The following is an 18186-nucleotide window of genomic DNA, read 5'->3' as shown; positions in this document are numbered from 1 at the left end:
GGTTTGCGTGAAGGGGCCGGGTCGGCAGCCCGTCGCAGCGGATGGTGGTCGGCCGGCCTGCGGCAGGAACGGTGCGGGCGAACTCCGGGAGCGATTTTGATTGCGCTTTCACGCATCGCGCAAGCCCGGCGTCCAGCCTCCCCGAAATGAGGCGGCTAGCGGGCCAGCGAGCTGTCCCAGACGTGAAGCAGCAGGGTCTTGAGCTGCCCGAAACGATCGGAGCCGAGTTCGGCGCTCCACTCGCGCTCGATGTCGCGTAGGACTTCGATCATTTTCGAGAACGCGGCGTGTCCGCGTTCGGTCAAGCGGATCACGCGAGCACCGCTCTCGCCCGGCATATCGGACCGGGCGATGTAGCCGAAGGCCTCAAGGCTCCGGAGCAACTGGTTCATCGCCTGCTTGCTCATGCCTGCGCGCTCGGCGAGCGTGCCTGGGCGAACTCCGTCGGGGCCGGGAAACTGCAGCACTGCCATATGCGGCAGTCGCAGTTCATCAAAGCCGCCGGCATTGAGTTCCTTGATCAGCCGGCGCTGGATCGCCTGGGCCGGAACGCGCAGCAGGGCGCCGATCAACATGTCCTCGGTCTTCATCGGTAGGCCTTCGGCGACAGGATGTTGACTTCCGGTAAATGAAGTTTACCAATCAAGGGGTAAATCTAGTTTACGGATGGAGCTTGCACAATGCCACAGCGTGCCATCGACAGTCGCGTCAATCCTTCCGACGAAATCATCGCCACCAAGGGGCTCACGGTTCGCTTCCTGCTAACCGGGGACGACTCGAAAGGCAGCATCGCGGCCTTCGAGCTCATGGTCCCGGCTGCGCAGCGATTGCCAGCGCCGGCGCACAGCCACGACCATTATGAGGAGACCATCTACGGCATCGACGGGGTGTTGACCTGGACCGTCGACGGAAAACAGATCGATGTCGGGCCGGGGCAGGCGCTGTGCATTCCGCGAGGCGCCGTTCATCGCTTCGACAATAATGGTGGCGAGGATGCGAAAATGCTCTGCGTCATTACGCCGGCCGCCATCGGCCCTGCGTATTTCCGCGAAGTTTTCGGGGTGCTCGACGCGGCGGCGGGTGGCCTACCGGACCGAGCCAGGCTGGCGGAGATCATGCGCCGCCATGGTCTGACGCCGGCAGTACCTCCGACATAGTCTGCCGCACTGGCGATTAGGGCTCGGCTTCAGGTCTCCAGTGCCCGGCTGGGCCTCCATAGCAATGGCCAGCCGCAGCCTTATGCCTTGTCCGGACGAGCCGCCATTGCCGGGAGCCTTTACGCCGCCGGCTCTTCCGGCCGTCGCCGGCGCGGGCCCTCAGTGAGAGACTTGAAGACGCCGCGCAGCGTGCGGGCCTCCTGCTCGGTCATTGCGAGGCGGTGCAGAATGTCGCGCAGATTGGCGCTCATGATCGCCTTCTTGCCCGGCGGAAAGAAGCCGCACTGGTCGAGCTCGGCCTCGACATAGTCGAACATCGAGAGCACCGTCGCCCGCGTCGCCGGCGGGGAGGGGTTGTTCTCGCGGAAGCTCGGCTCGCCGCCCGATGTCTTGAGCCATTCATAGCCGCAGAGCAGCACTGCCTGGGCGAGATTGAGCGAGGCGAAGGCCGGGTTGACCGGGAAGGTCAGGATCGCGTCGGCGAAGCTGATCTCCTCATTGGTCAGGCCGATGCGCTCGCGCCCGAACAGGATGCCGACGCGCTCGCCGCCGCCGATCCGCTCGCCAAGGCCGGGCATTGCCTCGGCCGGGGTGAAGACCCGCTTCATCTGGCCGCGCTCGCGCGCCGTCGTCGCCAGCACATGGTTGAGATCGGCGATGGCCGAGGCGGTGTCAGGATAGAGCCTGGCATTGTCGAGGATATGGGTCGCGCCCGAGGCGGCCGAGGTCGCGCCCTTTTTCAGCCCGCCGCCGGTCGGCCAGCCGTCGCGCGGCGCGACGAGCCGCATCTCGGAGAGGCCGAAATTCGCCATGGCGCGGGCACACATGCCGATATTCTCGGCGAGCTGGGGCTCGACCAGGATGACGATGGGAGCCTGCCCTGTGACGGGGGGGCGGGTGCGGTCGGTACCGGAGCCGGTCATGCGCGGGGTTTCCTGAAGCGGGCGCAGCTTTGCGCTCGCGGCCCGTGCGCCGTCAACCGGGCGGGGGCCATCGGGGCGCCGGAAATCACCGGCGTTTCCCCTGCTTTCTGCGCGCGCGGTCGATAACAGGCGACTCAGCCGGCGGCCTGCTCCACGGCCCGCATCACCCGCAGCGTGTTGCCGGAGGCGAGCTTGGCGAGGTTCGCCTCCGACCAGCCGCGGCGCAACAGCTCGGCGATCACGTTCGGGAAGGTCGAGACATCCTCAAGCCCTTCGGGCACGGCGCCGCCGAAGAAGTCCGAGCCGATGCCGACATGGTCATGGCCGATGCGCTGCGCGAGATAGTCGAGATGGTCGCAATACTCGGCGAGCGTCGCCTTGGGGCGCGGACCGGACTTCCTGACGATCTCGGCCTCCGCCGCCTTGTAGTCCAGCCCGTCCGGCGTCTTGCCGTACTGGTCCTTGGCCGGCCGGTGCCAGTCGCGCGAGGCCTGGCTGATGAAATCGGGCACGAAGGTCGCCATCACCACGCCGCCATTGCCGGCGACGCGGTCGAGCACGTCATCGGGAACGTTGCGCGGGTGGTCGCAGAGCGAGAAGGCGTTGGAGTGCGACCAGACCACTGGCGCGGTGGTGACGTCGAGCACGTCATGCATCGCCTTCGGCGCGACATGGGCGAGGTCGACGACCATGCCGAGCCGGTTCATCCGGCCGATCACCGCCTTGCCGAAGGCCGAAAGCCCGTTATGGCGCGGCGCGTCGGTGGCGGAATCGCACCAGTCATGCGTGCCGTTGTGGCAGAGCGTCATCAGGCGCACGCCGAGCCCGTGATAGGCGTCGAGCGCGTCGAGCTCGCCGTCGAGCGCCGAGCCGTTCTCGATCGTCATGAACAGGGCGATCCTGCCCTCGGCCTTGGCGGCGGCGACGTCGTCGGCGGCGAGACCAGGCCGGAAGACGTCGGCATGGCGGACGGTGACCGCGCGCATCAGCGCGATCTGGGCCAGGGCGAAGCCGGCCGGGTTCTTCTGGTTTGGCGGGACATAGGCCGCGAAGAACTGGCCGGCGAGCCGGCCGGCGCGCATCCGGGGAATGTCGGTATCGGTTTCGGGGTGGACCCGGCTGAGATCATAGGCGGCGACATCGCCCTTGGCCGCGGCGTCAAGCCGCAGGACATAGGGCATGTCGTTATGCCCGTCGATCAGGGCGACATGCTCCAGGAGCGTGAGCGCCCGCGCCTGCGCGGCGTCGGTGATGGGAGGCGAGGCGAGGGCCATGGCTTACCTTCGAAGGCAGGAATCGCGAGGGCCGATGGTGGCAGGAGCCGACCTGCTGCGCGAGTGCGAAAACCGTCTGGCCGCCATCGGTTTCGGGAGGTTTTCGCGCGCTATGCGGTTTCGAGCGTTTCGTATGCCCCAACCATGGTCGTATTTTTCCGTGAAGGGTGCGCAATTATCTTGCGAAAGAGGCTTGCGGGGCGGCAATTTCGTCCGGCAATTGCATATGCAAAGAGGCGCAGATTGCTTTTGACAGAAATGTGGCGCGGGTGGATTGTCGGCGGCGCAGACCGTTGCTAGCTCTGCGTCGCAATCGCATCCCGCATGCGTCGACGTCATGTCGACTCACAAGAACGGGCTGATTCGAGGGGACAGGCGTCGTCAATGGAAGTCTTCGTCCAGCAGCTCATCAATGGGCTGACCCTGGGGTCGATCTACGGCCTCATCGCCATCGGCTACACGATGGTCTTCGGCATCATCGGCATGGTGAATTTCGCCCATGGCGACGTCTTCATGCTCTCGGCTTTCATCGCGCTGATCTTCTTCATGCTGATCTCGGCCTGGCTCGGAGCCGGGCTGATCGTGCTGTCGCTGTTCTTCGTACTGATCCTGGCGATGTTCTTCACCTCGCTGTGGAACTGGACGATCGAGCGGGTCGCCTACCGGCCGCTGCGCGGCTCGTTCCGCCTTGCGCCGCTGATCTCGGCGATCGGCATGTCGATCTTCCTGATGAACTTCGTCCAGGTCGTGCAGGGGCCGCGCAACAAGCCGACGCCGCCGATGCTGAACAAGTCGATCCTGCTGATCGACAGCGCGACCTACCCGGTCTCGATCTCCTACAAGCAGATCATCATCATCGTCTCGACGGTCGTGCTGCTGGCCGCCTTCTGGTTCATCGTGCAGAAGACCTCGCTCGGCCGGGCCCAGCGGGCCTGCGAGCAGGACCGCAAGATGGCGTCCCTGCTCGGCATCGACGTCGACCGCACGATCTCGATCACCTTCGTGATGGGCGCCGCGCTCGCAGCCGTCGCCGGCGTGATGTACCTCGTGCTCTACGGCGTGGTCTCCTTCCATGACGGCTTCGTGCCCGGCGTGAAGGCCTTCACCGCGGCGGTGCTCGGCGGCATCGGCTCGCTGCCCGGTGCCGTGCTCGGCGGGCTGCTGATCGGCCTGATCGAGGTGATGTGGTCGGCCTATTTCACCATCGACTACAAGGACGTCGCGGCCTTCTGCATCCTGGCGGTGGTGCTCGTGTTCATGCCATCCGGCATCCTCGGCCGGCCCGAAGTCGAGAAGGTCTGACCCGATGGCCATCGACGCAACGACGCCGGCCAAGCGCCAGGCCGACATGATGGCGGCCCTGAAGGAAGCAGCCTTCGCCGGCCTGATCACCCTCGGCCTGTGCATCCCGATCATCTCCTGGGGCACGCGCCAGAACATCGAGAACCAGCTCGTCCTCGATCCGCGCTGGGACACGGTCGCCTGGGCGGTGGCGATCGTCTTCGTCGGGCGCTTCCTGATGGCGCTGCGCCAGCAGACGCGCGATCCGAACAAGCCGGCGGTCCGGCTCCTGCCGCATGGCACGATCGGCTTCTTCCAGCGCCATTCCGGCCTGTTCTCGCTGTTCGGCCTCGGCTTCCTGATCGTCTTCCCGATCATCGCGATCACGCTCGCCGGCTGGGGCGGGGCGCTGAAATGGATCGACAATTTCGGTGTCCAGATCCTGATCTATGTGATGCTCGGCTGGGGGCTGAACATCGTCGTCGGCCTCGCCGGGCTGCTCGATCTCGGCTATGTCGCCTTCTACGCGGTCGGCGCCTATTCCTACGCGCTGCTGGCCAAGAATTTCGGCCTGTCCTTCTGGATCCTGCTGCCGCTCTCGGGGATCCTGGCCGCCTTCTGGGGCATGCTGCTCGGCTTCCCCGTCCTGCGCCTGCGCGGCGACTATCTCGCCATCGTCACGCTCGCCTTCGGCGAGATCATCCGCCTCGTCCTGGTCAACTGGACGGATTTCTCGAACGGCTATGCCGGCATCTCCGGCATCCCGCGGCCGACCTTCTTCGGCATCCCGTTCACTGCCGCCGATAACGGCTTCGCCGCGGTGTTCGGGCTGGAGTTTACACCGCTCTACCGGACGATCTTCCTCTATTACGTCATCCTCTGCCTGGCGCTGCTCACCGCCTTCGTCAGCCTGAGGCTCCGGCGCCTGCCGGTCGGGCGCGCCTGGGAGGCGCTGCGCGAGGACGAGATCGCCTGCCGCTCGCTCGGCATCAATACCACCAACACCAAGCTGACGGCGTTCTCGCTCGGAGCGATGTTCGGCGGCTTCGCCGGCTCCTTCTTCGCGGCGCGGCAGGGCTTCATCTCACCCGAATCCTTCGTCTTCATGGAATCGGCGATCATCCTCGCCATCGTCGTGCTCGGCGGCATGGGCTCGCTCTGGGGCTGCGCCATCGCGGCGATCGCGATGATCGGCGGCACCGAGCTTTTGCGCGAACTCGACTTCCTGAAGCAGGTCTTCGGCAATGATTTCGACCCGACCAAGTACCGCATGCTGATCTTCGGCTTCGCCATGGTGGTGATCATGATCTGGAAGCCGCGCGGGCTGATCTCGACCCGCGAGCCTTCGGCCTTCCTCAAGGAGAAGAAGGCGATCTCGGCCGACATGGTCCAGGAAGGGCACGGCTGATGAGCGATGCGATCACCCTGCTCAAGGTCGAGCATCTGACGATGCGCTTCGGCGGCCTCACCGCCGTGAACGATCTCTCCTTCGAGGCACGTACCGGCGAGATCACCGCGCTGATCGGGCCCAACGGCGCCGGCAAGACCACGGTGTTCAACTGCATCACCGGCTTCTACAAGCCGACCGAGGGGCGGATGGCGCTGATCCATCCGCTGCCGGACACCGACCAGCTGATCGCCGACACGACCCAGCGCGGCGTCTCCTCGATCAACCGGGCCTCCGTCCACCTGCTCGAGCGGATGCCGGATTTCCGCATCGCCTGGGAAGCGAAGATCGGCCGCACCTTCCAGAACATCCGCCTGTTCAGCGGCATGACGGTGCTCGAGAATCTTCTGGTCGCGCAGCACAACCCGCTGATGATCGCCTCGGGGTTCACCTTTCTCGGGGTGCTCGGCGCCCGCAGCTACAAGGTGCGGGAAAAGCAGGCGATCGAGAAGGCCAAGTTCTGGCTGGAGAAGATCAACCTGATCCACCGGGCCGACGACCCGGCCGGTGATCTGCCCTATGGCGATCAGCGCCGGCTCGAGATCGCCCGCGCGATGTGCACCGACCCGGTGCTGCTTTGCCTCGACGAGCCGGCCGCCGGCCTCAACCCGCGCGAGAGCCTCGAACTCAACACCCTGCTCCTGTCGATCCGCAAGGATCTCGGCACGGCGCTGCTGCTGATCGAACACGACATGTCGGTGGTGATGGAAATTTCGGACCATGTCGTGGTGCTCGACTACGGCACCAAGATCGCCGACGGGACGCCGAAGGAGATTCAGGCGGACCCGAAGGTCATCGCCGCCTATCTCGGCGTCGACGACGAAGAGGTCGCGGCCGTGGAAGCGGAGGTCGGCCTATGAGCGAGGCACAGCCGCTGCTGCGCGTTCGCGGCGTCAAGACCTTCTACGGCAAGATCATTGCGCTGAAAGGGGTCGATATCGACGTCAACCAGGGCGAGATCGTCACGATGATCGGCGCCAACGGTGCCGGCAAGTCGACGCTGATGATGACGATCTTCGGCAATCCGCAGGCCCGCGAAGGCACCGTCACCTATGACGGACGCGACATCACGCGGATGCCGAGCCACGAGATCGCCCGCATCGGCATCGCACAGTCGCCGGAAGGGCGGCGGATCTTCCCGCGCATGACCGTGCTGGAGAACCTGCAGATGGGCGCGGCCGTCGCGGGGCTGCAGTATTTCGACGAAGACCTCGAGAAGATGTGCACGCTCTTCCCGCGGGTGAAGGAGCGGCTGCAGCAGCGCGGGGGCACCCTGTCCGGCGGCGAGCAGCAGATGGTGGCGATCGCGCGCGCGCTGATGGCGCGGCCGAAGCTGCTCCTGCTCGACGAGCCTTCGCTCGGCCTCGCGCCGCTGATCGTCAAGCAGATCTTCGAGGCGATCGCCGAGCTCAACCGCAGCCAGGGGCTGACCGTCTTCCTGGTCGAGCAGAACGCCTTCCATGCGCTGAAGCTCGCCCATCGCGGCTATGTCATGGTCAACGGCCTCATCACCATGAGCGGTTCGGGCAAGGAGCTCCTCGCCAATCCGCAGGTGCGTGCCGCCTATCTCGAAGGCGGGCGGCATTGAAGGCGTCGGTTCGGAGCGGCGCAGGCCGGATGGGAGCACGGTGATGCAGGGCATCCTCTACGAAGAGCCGACGATCTGGCTGTTCCTTCTCGTCACGGTGGTGATCGGCGGCTGGGCCGCCTGGATGACGGGCCGGGCGGTGGCGATCACCTGGCGGCCCTTCCTGCAGCTCGTCGCCTATACGCTGGTGCTCGGCCTGGTCATCCGCTTCATCCATTTCGCCCTGTTCGAGGCGACCTTGCTGACCTTCCACTACTACCTGGTCGACACGCTGGTGCTGTTCGCCTTCGGTCTGGCGGGCTGGCGTTACAACCGCACACGGCAGATGACGACCCAATATCGCTGGCTCTACGAGCGCACCGGACCCTTCACCTGGAAGGCTCGGGAAAGCGCCTGAAAGGGGCGAAAAACACCACGAAAGTTCACGTCCTTGCCGCGTGACAGCATCCTGAAAAAGCGCAAGACTGCGCTCCACGGTGGCACCACGCGCCGAGACGGGCCGGCTCCTGGCCGACCCGTTCAATGAAAGACAGGGGAGTCACGAGACATGAAGAAACTGCTCTTGGGCGGAATCGCCCTTGGCGCGGTCCTCGCCTTTTCCGGCGTGGCGAATGCACAGATCAAGCTCGGCGTCGGCGGCCCGCTGACCGGTCCGAACGCGGCCTTCGGGGCGCAGCTCAAGAACGGCGCCGAGCAGGCGGTGGAGGACATCAACGCGGCCGGCGGCGTGCTCGGCCAGAAGATCACGATCTCGCTCGGAGACGACGTCTCGGATCCGAAGCAGGGCGTCTCGGTCGCCAACAAGTTCGTCGGTGACGGCGTGAAATGGGTGCTCGGCCACTTCAATTCCGGCGTCACCATGCCGGCATCGGAAGTCTATGCCGAGAACGGCATCCTGATGATCAGCCCGTCGGCGACCAACCCGAAGATCACCGAGCGCGGCCTGTGGAACGTCTTCCGCACCTGCGGACGTGACGACCAGCAGGGCGGCGTCGCGGCCGAGTACATCGCCAAGACCCTGAAGGGCAAGAAGATCGCGATCGTCCACGACAAGACGACCTATGGCCAGGGCCTCGCCGACGAGACCCGCAAGGGCCTGACCAAGGCGGGCGTCAAGGACGTGCTCTATGAAGGCGTCAACGCCGGCGAGAAGGACTTCTCGGCGCTGATCTCGAAGCTGAAGTCGACGGGCGCGGACTATCTCTACTGGGGCGGCCTGCACACTGAAGGCGGCCTGATCGTGCGCCAGATGCGCGACCAGGGCCTCAAGACCGTGCTGATCTCGGGCGACGGCATCACCACCGACGAGTTCGCCACGATCGGCGGGCCGGGCGTCGAGGGCACGCTGATGACCTTCCCGCCGGATCCGCAGAAGCGTCCGGAGGCGGCCGCCGTCCTGAAGAAGTTCGAGGCCCGCAAGTTCAAGCCGGAAGCCTACACCCTGTACAGCTATGCCGCCGTGCAGATCATGGCCGAAGGCGCCAAGCGCGCGAACTCGACCGATCCGAAGAAGATCGCTGCGGCCCTGCAGGGCGGCGCGCCGGTCGACACGGTGATCGGCAAGCTCGGCTTCGACAAGAAGGGCGACATCACCCGCCCGGACTACACGATCTACACCTGGAAGAAGGGCGCCGACGGCAAGATCACCTATGTCGAGAACTGATCTCGGCGGCTGATCTTTCTCAGACCTGAAACGAGCCCGCTCCGGAGCGATCCGGGGCGGGTTTTCGTTGACGGGTATCCGCCCATCTTCGCAGCAGGTGACACATCGCGTCGGCTTCGTGCCGCCCGGCCGGAACACAGTGCGAGCCTGCCGAGCCGGGGGTGATTCCGCACCAAGGCCAAGGCCATGCTAAACTGGCAGTGGGTCGGTCGCCTTGCCCGTCTCCGAATTTGGACAGGCCAACCGGTGCGACGCGTCCCGGAACGCGGAACAGGACGGGAGGGTCGAGCGATGCGTGTCGGATGGACTGAACTTGCCGCCGCCGCTGGTCTGCTGGTGCTGACGGCGAGCGCCGGCCAGGCCCAGACTGCCGAGATGAGCTTCTTCGTGACGAGCGCCGGCTCCGGCAAGGGAGCCGATCTCGGTGGGCTCGCCGGCGCCGATGCGATCTGCCAGCGTCTCGCCCAGGCGGTCGGCGCCGGCGGCAAGACCTGGCGGGCCTATCTCTCGACGCAGGCGGCGGACGGGGCGGCGGCGGTGAATGCGCGCGACCGGATCGGCGCCGGACCCTGGCGCAATGCCAAGGGGGCGGTGATCGCGAGCAGCCTCGCCGAGCTGCATGGCGCCGCGGCGAACCTCACCAAGCAGACCGCGCTCACCGAGAAGGGCGAGATCGTCAACGGCCGCGGCGACACGCCCAACCAGCATGACATCCTGACGGGCTCGCAAGCCGACGGCACGGCCTTCGGCCCGGGCGAGGACCGGACCTGCGGCAACTATACCAGGAGCGGAACCGAGGGCGTCGTGATGCTCGGCCACCATGACCGCTCGGGACTGGACGATTCGGCGGCCGCGAAATCCTGGAACATGTCGCATCTGTCGCGCGGCTGCAGCCAGGATGCTCTGAGGAGCACTGGCGGAGCCGGACTGCTCTACTGCTTCGCCGCGAACTGACGTGATCCGCGGCACACGGCCGAAGCGCGATGCGAGGGGCCGTGTGCAGGGCTCGAGCCCGTCCCGAAATGGCTCGGGGCGGGATCGTGCTGGCGTCCGTCAGTGCCGCAGGACGCTGAGGCTGCGCATGAAGCCGGCGAAGCGCAGCAGCCCGTCCGGCCAGGGGCCGTGGCCGGACTCCGTGTTGAGATGCCCGCTCTCGCCGGCATCGACGAATTCGGAGCCCCAGGCTTCGGCCAGCGCCTTCGCTTCCTCGGGCGTGCAGTAGCTGTCATTGGTGCTGGCGATCAGCACCGAGCGGAAGGGCAGGGGCTCGCGCCGGTGCTCGATGAAGTCGGCGTCCATGCCCGGGATGGAGCGCTTGGCCCGCTCGGCGGCCGGAGCCACCAGGAAAGCGCCAGCGACCTCTCCCGGTTTCAGGTGCTCGGCCGCATGCGCGACGGCGCTGACCCCGCAGGAATGGGCGACGAGGACGACCGGCTTGGTCGCGGCGCGCACCGCCGCGACGATGCGGTTCGCCCAGGCGTCGCGGGCCGGCTTGTACCAGTCCTCCTGCTCGACCAGGCGAGCGCTGGAGAGCTTGGCGACCCAGCGGCTCTGCCAATGGTCCGGCCCGGAGCCGGACCAGCCGGGGATGATGAGGATGTCGGCGTCGGAGGTCTTCATGGCCGCTAGATAGCCATGAAGACGCCGATGTCCATAGACGCAGCCCTCAAGCCTCGCCGAACACGCGGCGGAAGATCGTGTCGACGTGCTTGAAGTGGTAGCCCTCGTCGAACATCGCCTCGAGTTCGGCGACCGAGAGCCGCGACGTCACGTCCTTGTCGGCCTTGAGATTGGTGAGGAAGTCCTCGCCATGCTCCCAGGTGCGCATCGCATTGCGCTGGACCAGGCTGTAGCTCTCCTCGCGGCTGGCGCCGGCCTGGGTCAGAGCGAGCAGGACGCGCTGCGAATTGTGCAGGCCGCCGAGCCGGTCGAGGTTCTTCCTCATGTTCTGCGGATAGATCAGCAGCTTGTCGACGACGCCGGTCAGGCGGGCGAGCGCGAAATCGAGCGTCACCGTGGCGTCGGGGCCGATCATGCGCTCGACCGAGGAGTGCGAGATGTCGCGCTCATGCCAGAGGGCGACGTTCTCCAGCGCCGGGGTGACCATGCCGCGCACCAGCCGGGCGAGGCCGGTCAGGTTCTCGGTCAGCACCGGGTTGCGCTTGTGCGGCATCGCCGAGGAGCCCTTCTGGCCCGGCGAGAAATACTCCTCGGCCTCGTAGACCTCGGTGCGCTGGAGATGGCGGATCTCGGTCGCGAGGCGCTCGACGCAGGAGGCAACGACGCCGAGCGTGGCGAAGAACATGGCGTGGCGGTCGCGCGGAATCACCTGGGTCGAGACCGGCTCGACGGTCAGCCCCATCTTGGCCGCGACATGCTCCTCGACCCGCGGGTCGATATTGGCGAAGGTGCCGACGGCGCCGGAGATGGCGCAGGTCGCGATCTCGGCCTTCGCGGCGACGAGGCGGGCGCGGCAACGGTCGAACTCGGCATAGGCCTGGGCAAGCTTCAGGCCGAAGGTCACCGGCTCGGCATGGATGCCGTGCGAGCGGCCGATGGTCGGGGTCAGCTTGTGCTCGAAGGCGCGGCGCTTGATGGCGGCGAGCAGCGCGTCGACATCGGCGATCAGGATGTCGGCGGCGCGGGCGAGCTGCACGGCGAGCGTGGTGTCGAGCACGTCCGAGGAGGTCATGCCCTGGTGGACGAAGCGCGCCTCGGGGCCGACGATCTCGGCGAGATGGGTCAGGAAGGCGATGACGTCATGCTTGGTGACGCGCTCGATCTCGTCGATGCGGGCGACATCGAAGACCGCGTCCCTGGCCTTGGCCCAGATCGTCGCCGCGGCCTCCCTGGGAACGACGCCGAGCTCGGCGAGTTTATCGGTGGCGTGGGCCTCGATCTCGAACCAGATGCGGAAGCGCGCCTGCGGCTCCCAGATCGCGACCATTTCGGGGCGGGAATAGCGGGGGATCATCGGCGGGCTCGCAACTGGTCAGAGTTTCCTTTCGCGCTCGCTAGCACGTGCGGGCCGTGGACGGAAATGCCGGGGCCGCTGCTGACAGCTTCGGACCATCGCCTTGCCTAGCGTCCGCGCCGGCTGGGGGGCGGTGCTCTTCCTCCCGAGAGCGCCGGAAAACCCAAAGGAGGAGAATGCAGATGTCCTATGTCGATGGTTTCGTCGCGGCCGTGCCGGCCGCCAATCGCGAGGCCTATGCCGAGCATGCCCGCAAGGCTGCGCCACTGTTCAGGGAATATGGCGCGACGAAGGTCGCCGAGTACTGGGGCGACGATGTCCCGCGCGGCAAGCAGACCGATTTCTTCCGGGCCGTCGAGGCCAAGGAGGACGAGGTCGTCGTCTTCTCCTGGGTGGAATGGCCGAGCAAGGCGGCGCGCGATGCCGGCTGGGAGAAGATCATGGCCGATCCGCGCATGCAGCCCGGCGCCAATCCGATGCCTTTCGACGGCAAGCGACTGATCTATGGCGGCTTCGCGCAGATCGAACTTTGAACGTTCGAGGTTCGATCGATCGCTGTGCCGTCATTCCGGGGCGGGCCGCAGGCCCGGTCCCGGAACCCATGAACACGGGCTGAAACTGACTGTGTCGGTGCCGCGGACTACAGAGCCCGGTCGCGATTATGGATTTCGGGCTCGCCGCTGACGCGGGCCCCGGAATGAGGGTCTAATGGCCTTCGGTTGCGCCTCAGACCCAGTCGCCGCGCGCCGCTTCGGCCGCCTTGCGGATCGCGGCGATGTTGCCGGCATAGGCCGAGGGGCCGCCCTTGAACACGGCCGAGCCGGCGACCAGCACATTGGCGCCGGCCTTCGCCGCGAGCGGTGCCGTCTCTGGCGTCGCGCCGCCATCGATCTCGAGCGCGATCGGCCGTTCGCCGATCAGGGCGCGGATGCGGGCGATCTTGTCGACCACCGAATGGATGAAGCTCTGGCCGCCGAAGCCGGGGTTGACCGTCATCAGCAGGATCAGATCGAGGTCGTCGAGCAGGGGCTCGACGACGCTGGCCGGCGTACCCGGATTGAGCACGATGCCGGCCTGCTTGCCCTGCGCCTTGATCGCCTGGATCGTGCGGTGCGGATGCGGCCCGGCCTCGACATGGAAGGAGATCAGGTCGGCGCCGGCCTTGGCGAAGGCCTCGACGTAAGGATCGACCGGGGCGATCATCAAATGGACGTCGAAGAACTTCTTCGTATGCGGCCGGATCGCCTTCAGCACATCGGGTCCGAAGGTGATGTTGGGCACGAAATGCCCGTCCATCACGTCGCAATGGATCCAGTCGGCGCCGGCTTCATCGATGGCGCGGACTTCCTCGCCGAGCTTGGCGAAGTCGGCGGAAAGGATGGAGGGGGCGATGCGGATCGGGTTTTTCATGCGCGGCGTTTAGCCTGTTTCGTTCGATCGCGAAACCATTCCGGTGTCATCCCGAACAAGTCGCGTCAGCGGCGCCGATCCGGGATCCATTCCGGAGCTTTTCCGAAAGAGGTCCAGGCATGGGTCCCGGGTCTGCGCTTCGCTCCGCCCGGGATGACCGCGGCCATGCACGGAAACAGAGAGCGCCCAATACCGACTGAATTCACGCGCGCTTCAGCGGAAACGACAGGCGCCGGTCGGCTTCGGCGATCTCGACCGTGGCCTGCGCGAAAGCCGGCCGCAGCTTCAGCCGCTCGAACCAGCGCGACAGGCCGTCGAAAGGGGCGAGCGAGGGGCCGCCCAGGCGAAGCGAGAACAGCACGCCCATGAACAGGGCGATGTCGGCGACAGAAACGGCGTCGCCGAAGAATTCACGGCCGGCGAGCCGGTCCTCGAGTACGGCATAGTGCTTTTCCAGCGCCTGTTCGGCGATCAGCGCGTCGGCCTCCTGGGCAAGTCGCCGGATCTGGTCGGTGTTCGGTGGGCTGGTGCGGTGCATCAGCGGCTTCAACGCCTGCAGCATGATCTCGTCGGCATAGAGCTCGTCGAGTCGGCAGCGGGCCCGGGCGCCGGGACAGAGCGGAAAGAGCGGCGGCTCGGGGTAAGCGTCTTCGAGGTATTCGAGGATCACCGTCGAATCGTAGAGCACGATCCCATCGTCGTTCAGCACCGGGACCTGCTGCTTGGGGTTGATGGCGACGACTTCGGGATGCTTGGGGTCGTAGCCGGTCGTCTGGTTGAACGGCACCATGATCCGCTCGAACGGCAAGGCCTTCTCGCGCAATGCGATCTCGACCTTGCGCGAAAACAGACTCAGCGGCCCTGAATAGAGGGTGATCATGGTCGTCGCTCCAGGTTTTCTTGGAGCGACCGTCCCATTACTTCCAGTCAGGGCGAGTCAGCAGGCGCCTCCCGCCGCCTGATCCGGGCCGCGATACCGCGCAGGAGCCAGGGCAGCAGATAGATCGGAAACTGGGCGACGGCGAAGAAGAGATAGGTCGTCGGCGGCACGCCGGCGCCGAGCGCAGCGACCAGCAGCCCCATATTGCGCTGTCCGGTACCGTAGCCGATCATGAAGCGTTCCGAGACGGGGAAGCGCCAGAGCAGCAGACAGGCACTGGCGAGGCCGACCGCCGAAACCAGGAAGGCGACTGCGGCGAAGAGAGCGACCTGGCCCGGCCGGGCAAGGGCGGCGTCGGTCACGCCATCCATCGCGGCGATGGCGAAGATGAAATACATCAGCACGCCGAAGCCATCGAGATTGGGCTTCAGCTCGCGGATGCGCGCGGCGCCGAGCCAACGCCTGATCGCTGCGGCGACCACGATGCCGCCGCCGATGAACAGGACGAGCCGGAAGGTCAATGCCAGCCGGTCGAGCGGCACGGCGGCACCGGCCAGCCAGTCGACCAGGAACGGCGCGACCAGCGGGCTGACGATGGTCGTGACGATGACCCCGGCGATGATCAGCGAGGGCTCGAAGCCATAGAGGATGGCGACCGCGGGCGAGGACATGATCGGCGGCGCGGAGCCGAGCAGGGCGATGCCGAGCAGCAGGCCGGGATCGAGCGCCTCGCGCCCGATCAGAAGCAGGGCGGCGCCGATCAGCAAGGCGGGCGCTGCCATCAGCCAGAGACAGGTTGCGACAAGCTTCGCCGGCCGGCGCACCAGCCCGGCGATCACGGCGAAATCGGCCCGCATGAAGACGACCGTGGTGAAGCAGAAGATCGTGATCGGCAGCAGCGGGCGCGCCGCGGCGGAAAATTGCGGCAGAGCCAGGCCGAGCAGGATCGAGAGGGCAAAGCCCTGTGTGCCGTAGCGGCCGAGAAGGGCGAGGGCGGAAGCAAAAACGGAGAGCATCGATAGCCGGGACAGCAGGAAGGTGGGGCACACTGGCCGATCCGCGCGCCTGCGTCATCTCGCGGGCGCGCATCGCTGCCTTGCGCGAGGCAGAAAATTGCAAGCTTTGTCGGTGGTGCTCGGAAAAAATGAGCCATTTCTTCAAGATTGCGCAAAATTTGCGAAAGTTTGCGGCAATCTGCGCAAAATTGCGCACGCTGGCTGACAGCGCCGGTTCGGGCGCTATTGTGGGCGGCTGGGAAGGGCTGGCGGAGTTGGCGCGATGCGCACGGATACTATCGTTCTCGGGGCAGGAATCGTCGGGATTGCGGTCGCGCTGCATCTGCAGAAGGCGGGCCGTTCGGTGCTGCTGGTCGATCGCGGCCAGCCCGGCGGTGAGACCAGCTACGGCAATGCCGGCCTGATCCAGCGCGAGGGCGTCTACCCTTATGGCTTCCCGCATGATTTCGGGGCGCTGATCCGCTATGCGATGAACAACACCATTGACGCGCATTACCACTGGAACGCGATGCCCAAGCTCGCGCCCTTCCTGTGGTCCTACTGGATGCATTCGCGGGCGTCGCAGCACGAGGCCATCGCCCACAAATACGCGACCCTGATCGAGCATTGCGTCAGCGAGCACGATGCGCTGGCGCAGGAAGCCGGCGCGACCGATCTCCTACGCCGCAAGGGCTGGATGAAGGTCTTCCGCACGGTGCGCGAGCAGGAAACGCGGCTCGCCGAGGCGGCGCGCTGGAAGCGCGATTACGGTCTGAACCATCGCGCTCTCGATGCGGCCGCGCTGCGTGCCGAAGAGCCGCATCTCGACCAGAGCCTGATCGGCGGCCTGCAATGGACCGACCCGGTGACGGTGATCGACCCGCTCGGTCTCTCCAAGGCCTATGTCGCGCTGTTCGAGACGCTAGGTGGCCGGGTCGCGCAGGGCGATGCCGGCACGCTAAGCCAGAATGGCGAGCTCTGGAGCGTGACGCTTGCCGATGGCGGCAAGGCCGAGGCGCGCGACGCGGTGGTGGCGCTCGGGCCCTGGGCCGACGTACTGACCAACCGGCTGGGCTATCGCCTGCCGCTCGCGGTGAAGCGCGGCTATCACATGCATTACAAGCCGCTCGGTAACGCAGTGCTCAACCATCCGGTGCTCGATACCGAGCGCGGCTATTTCCTGGCGCCGATGCGCCAGGGGGTCCGGCTGACCACCGGCGCCGAATTCGCCAACCGCGATGCGCCGAAGACGCCGGTGCAGCTCGCCCGGGCCGAACCGATCGCCAAGACGCTGTTCCCGCTCGGCGAGCGGCTCGATCCCGAGCCTTGGATGGGCTGCCGACCTTGCACACCGGACATGATGCCGATCATCGGGCCGGCGCCAAAGCACCGGAATCTCTGGTTCTCCTTCGGCCACGCCCATCACGGGCTGACGCTTGCCGCCGTCACCGGCCGGATGATCGCCGAGATGGTTACGGGCCAGAAGGTCTTCGTCGACCCGACGCCCTTCGCGCCGGCACGGTTCGGGTAGCACGTCGGTCTTTCAAGGACCTCATCCTGAGGAGCGGCCGAAGGCTGCGTCTCGAAGGATGATCCAGATGCCTCCTGAAGCATCCTTCGAGGCGCCATTCCCTCGGGAATGGCTCCTCAGGATGAGGGCAATGGGGACGCCGTTCAGCCTCAGCCGACCGCTACCGCGCGCTGCCTGCGCAGCAGGAACAGCACGAAGAGCGTCGCGGTGACATACATGACCAGGCTGTAGATGCCCGGCACGACGGCGGCGGCGGGGTTCTTCAGCACGTTGAGCGCGATATAGATCGCCAGGGCCGCATTGTGGATGCCGATCTCCATCGAGATCGCCACGGCCTGGCTGCGCGGCAGGCGCAAGGCGAGCGGCGCAAGATAGCCCGAGAACATGCTGAGCAGGTTGAAGGCGAGGCAGGCGCTGCCGACCGCGACGAGGCTTGGCAGCAGAGCCTTGCGCTCCATGTAGATCGCGATGGCGATCAGTGCCGCCAGCACCAGGATCGCGAACAGCTTGATCGGCTTCTCGGCACGCAGGGCGAAACGCTCGGCCCGGGCGCGCACCAGCATGCCGAGCGCCACCGGGATCAGGATGATGGCGCCGACCTCGATGACCTTGCGATGCGGCGGCGGGACATATTGTTCCGTTCCCAGGAAAAAGCCGAGCGAGAGGTCGAGCACGATCGGCAGCGTCACCAGGCAAAGCAGGCTGTTGACCGCGGTCAGGGTGATGTTGAGGGCGACATCGCCGCGCGCGAGATGGCTGTAGATGTTGGCGGTGGCGCCGCCCGGTGCGGCAGCGAGCAGCATCAGTCCGACCGCATGATCGGGCGAGAGCCTGAGCGCGATGGCGATCGCGAGCGCGCCGAGCGGAAGCAGGACGACCTGCAGCGCCAGGCCCGAGCCGACGGCCAGCGGATAGCGCGCGACACGACGGAAATCGTCGAGGGTCAGGCTCAGTCCAAGGCCGAACATGATGATGCCGATAGAAAGCGGCAAAAGCAGATCCGTCAGGATCGAAGCCTGCATAATACGTTCCCCCCTTTCGGCGTTTGGCGCCTTGAGGTCAC

18 protein-coding genes and 1 pseudogene are annotated in these 18186 nt (G+C 66.2%); 10 read left to right on the top strand and 9 right to left on the bottom strand.

Annotation, left to right across the window (positions count from 1 at the left end; genetic code table 11):
- Positions 1 to 155: 155 nt before the first annotated feature.
- Entirely contained in the window at positions 156 to 590 is a 435-nt protein-coding gene (locus ACWGRX_RS19950; protein WP_452118949.1) for a MarR family winged helix-turn-helix transcriptional regulator, read from the bottom strand.
- A gap of 90 nt (positions 591 to 680) precedes the next feature.
- Between ACWGRX_RS19950 and ACWGRX_RS19945 the strand changes: the two genes are divergently transcribed.
- A complete protein-coding gene (locus tag ACWGRX_RS19945; RefSeq protein WP_452118948.1) occupies positions 681 to 1157 on the top strand; it encodes a cupin domain-containing protein in 477 nt (158 codons plus the stop codon).
- 119 nt (positions 1158 to 1276) lie between these two features.
- On the opposite strand, the gene ACWGRX_RS19940 is transcribed toward ACWGRX_RS19945, so the two are convergent.
- Positions 1277 to 2080, bottom strand: a complete 804-nt coding sequence (locus tag ACWGRX_RS19940) for an RNA methyltransferase (RefSeq protein ID WP_291638772.1) — start codon at positions 2078 to 2080, stop codon at positions 1277 to 1279.
- A 134-nt stretch (positions 2081 to 2214) separates the two neighbouring features.
- Entirely contained in the window at positions 2215 to 3354 is a 1140-nt protein-coding gene (locus ACWGRX_RS19935; protein ID WP_452118947.1) for a dipeptidase, read from the bottom strand.
- A gap of 384 nt (positions 3355 to 3738) precedes the next feature.
- Between ACWGRX_RS19935 and ACWGRX_RS19930 the strand changes: the two genes are divergently transcribed.
- The 7 genes and pseudogenes from ACWGRX_RS19930 to ACWGRX_RS19900 all read left to right on the top strand — a co-directional run bounded on the left by ACWGRX_RS19930 (position 3739) and on the right by ACWGRX_RS19900 (position 10287).
- Complete coding sequence (locus ACWGRX_RS19930) at positions 3739 to 4656, top strand: branched-chain amino acid ABC transporter permease (protein ID WP_291638770.1); 918 nt, start codon at positions 3739 to 3741, stop codon at positions 4654 to 4656.
- A gap of 4 nt (positions 4657 to 4660) precedes the next feature.
- Positions 4661 to 6043 carry a high-affinity branched-chain amino acid ABC transporter permease LivM gene (gene livM / locus ACWGRX_RS19925; protein ID WP_452118946.1) on the top strand — a complete coding sequence of 461 codons (1383 nt, stop codon included), beginning with the start codon at positions 4661 to 4663 and terminating at the stop codon, positions 6041 to 6043.
- A pseudogene (locus ACWGRX_RS19920) lies at positions 6043 to 6915 on the top strand (ABC transporter ATP-binding protein); the annotation flags it as partial. The gene livM and the pseudogene ACWGRX_RS19920, both read left to right, overlap by 1 nt.
- 23 nt (positions 6916 to 6938) lie before the next feature.
- Positions 6939 to 7670 (top strand): ABC transporter ATP-binding protein, encoded by a 732-nt coding sequence (locus tag ACWGRX_RS19915; RefSeq protein WP_291638767.1) that lies wholly within the window; start codon positions 6939 to 6941, stop codon positions 7668 to 7670.
- A 43-nt stretch (positions 7671 to 7713) separates the two neighbouring features.
- Positions 7714 to 8067, top strand: coding sequence for a DUF6867 family protein (locus ACWGRX_RS19910; RefSeq protein ID WP_452118945.1), 354 nt, complete (start codon positions 7714 to 7716; stop codon positions 8065 to 8067).
- Positions 8068 to 8217: 150 nt separating this feature from the next.
- Positions 8218 to 9333, top strand: coding sequence for a branched-chain amino acid ABC transporter substrate-binding protein (locus ACWGRX_RS19905; RefSeq protein ID WP_291647477.1), 1116 nt, complete (start codon positions 8218 to 8220; stop codon positions 9331 to 9333).
- Positions 9334 to 9624: 291 nt separating this feature from the next.
- Positions 9625 to 10287, top strand: coding sequence for a hypothetical protein (locus tag ACWGRX_RS19900; RefSeq protein WP_452118944.1), 663 nt, complete (start codon positions 9625 to 9627; stop codon positions 10285 to 10287).
- Between the two features lie 99 nt (positions 10288 to 10386).
- Here ACWGRX_RS19900 and ACWGRX_RS19895 read toward each other — a convergent pair whose 3' ends face one another.
- Together ACWGRX_RS19895 and purB are read right to left on the bottom strand one after the other, a co-directional pair.
- Positions 10387 to 10953 (bottom strand): RBBP9/YdeN family alpha/beta hydrolase, encoded by a 567-nt coding sequence (locus ACWGRX_RS19895; protein WP_452118943.1) that lies wholly within the window; start codon positions 10951 to 10953, stop codon positions 10387 to 10389.
- 46 nt (positions 10954 to 10999) lie between these two features.
- Positions 11000 to 12307 (bottom strand): adenylosuccinate lyase, encoded by a 1308-nt coding sequence (gene purB, locus ACWGRX_RS19890; protein ID WP_291638762.1) that lies wholly within the window; start codon positions 12305 to 12307, stop codon positions 11000 to 11002.
- Positions 12308 to 12489: 182 nt separating this feature from the next.
- Here purB and ACWGRX_RS19885 point away from each other — a divergent pair, with 182 nt between their 5' ends.
- Positions 12490 to 12840, top strand: coding sequence for a DUF1428 domain-containing protein (locus ACWGRX_RS19885; RefSeq protein WP_291638761.1), 351 nt, complete (start codon positions 12490 to 12492; stop codon positions 12838 to 12840).
- A 193-nt stretch (positions 12841 to 13033) separates the two neighbouring features.
- Here ACWGRX_RS19885 and rpe read toward each other — a convergent pair whose 3' ends face one another.
- From rpe to ACWGRX_RS19870, 3 genes are all read right to left on the bottom strand, one after another.
- Complete coding sequence (rpe, locus tag ACWGRX_RS19880; RefSeq protein ID WP_452118942.1) at positions 13034 to 13717, bottom strand: ribulose-phosphate 3-epimerase; 684 nt, start codon at positions 13715 to 13717, stop codon at positions 13034 to 13036.
- A 202-nt stretch (positions 13718 to 13919) separates the two neighbouring features.
- Positions 13920 to 14597 (bottom strand): glutathione S-transferase family protein, encoded by a 678-nt coding sequence (locus tag ACWGRX_RS19875; RefSeq protein WP_291638759.1) that lies wholly within the window; start codon positions 14595 to 14597, stop codon positions 13920 to 13922.
- 47 nt (positions 14598 to 14644) lie between these two features.
- On the bottom strand, positions 14645 to 15613 hold the full coding sequence (locus tag ACWGRX_RS19870; protein WP_291638758.1) for a Na+-dependent transporter: 969 nt from the start codon (positions 15611 to 15613) through the stop codon (positions 14645 to 14647).
- A gap of 262 nt (positions 15614 to 15875) precedes the next feature.
- On the opposite strand from ACWGRX_RS19870, the gene ACWGRX_RS19865 reads away from it, so the two are divergent.
- Positions 15876 to 17123, top strand: a complete 1248-nt coding sequence (locus ACWGRX_RS19865) for an NAD(P)/FAD-dependent oxidoreductase (RefSeq protein WP_291647468.1) — start codon at positions 15876 to 15878, stop codon at positions 17121 to 17123.
- A 149-nt stretch (positions 17124 to 17272) separates the two neighbouring features.
- Here the strand turns inward: ACWGRX_RS19865 and ACWGRX_RS19860 are convergent, their stop codons facing one another.
- Positions 17273 to 18145, bottom strand: a complete 873-nt coding sequence (locus ACWGRX_RS19860) for a bile acid:sodium symporter family protein (RefSeq protein ID WP_291647467.1) — start codon at positions 18143 to 18145, stop codon at positions 17273 to 17275.
- Positions 18146 to 18186 lie beyond the last annotated feature (41 nt).

It is taken from the genome of Allobosea sp. NPDC055594 (genome assembly GCF_053618995.1).
This window is presented reverse-complemented; position numbering and strand designations above follow the sequence as displayed.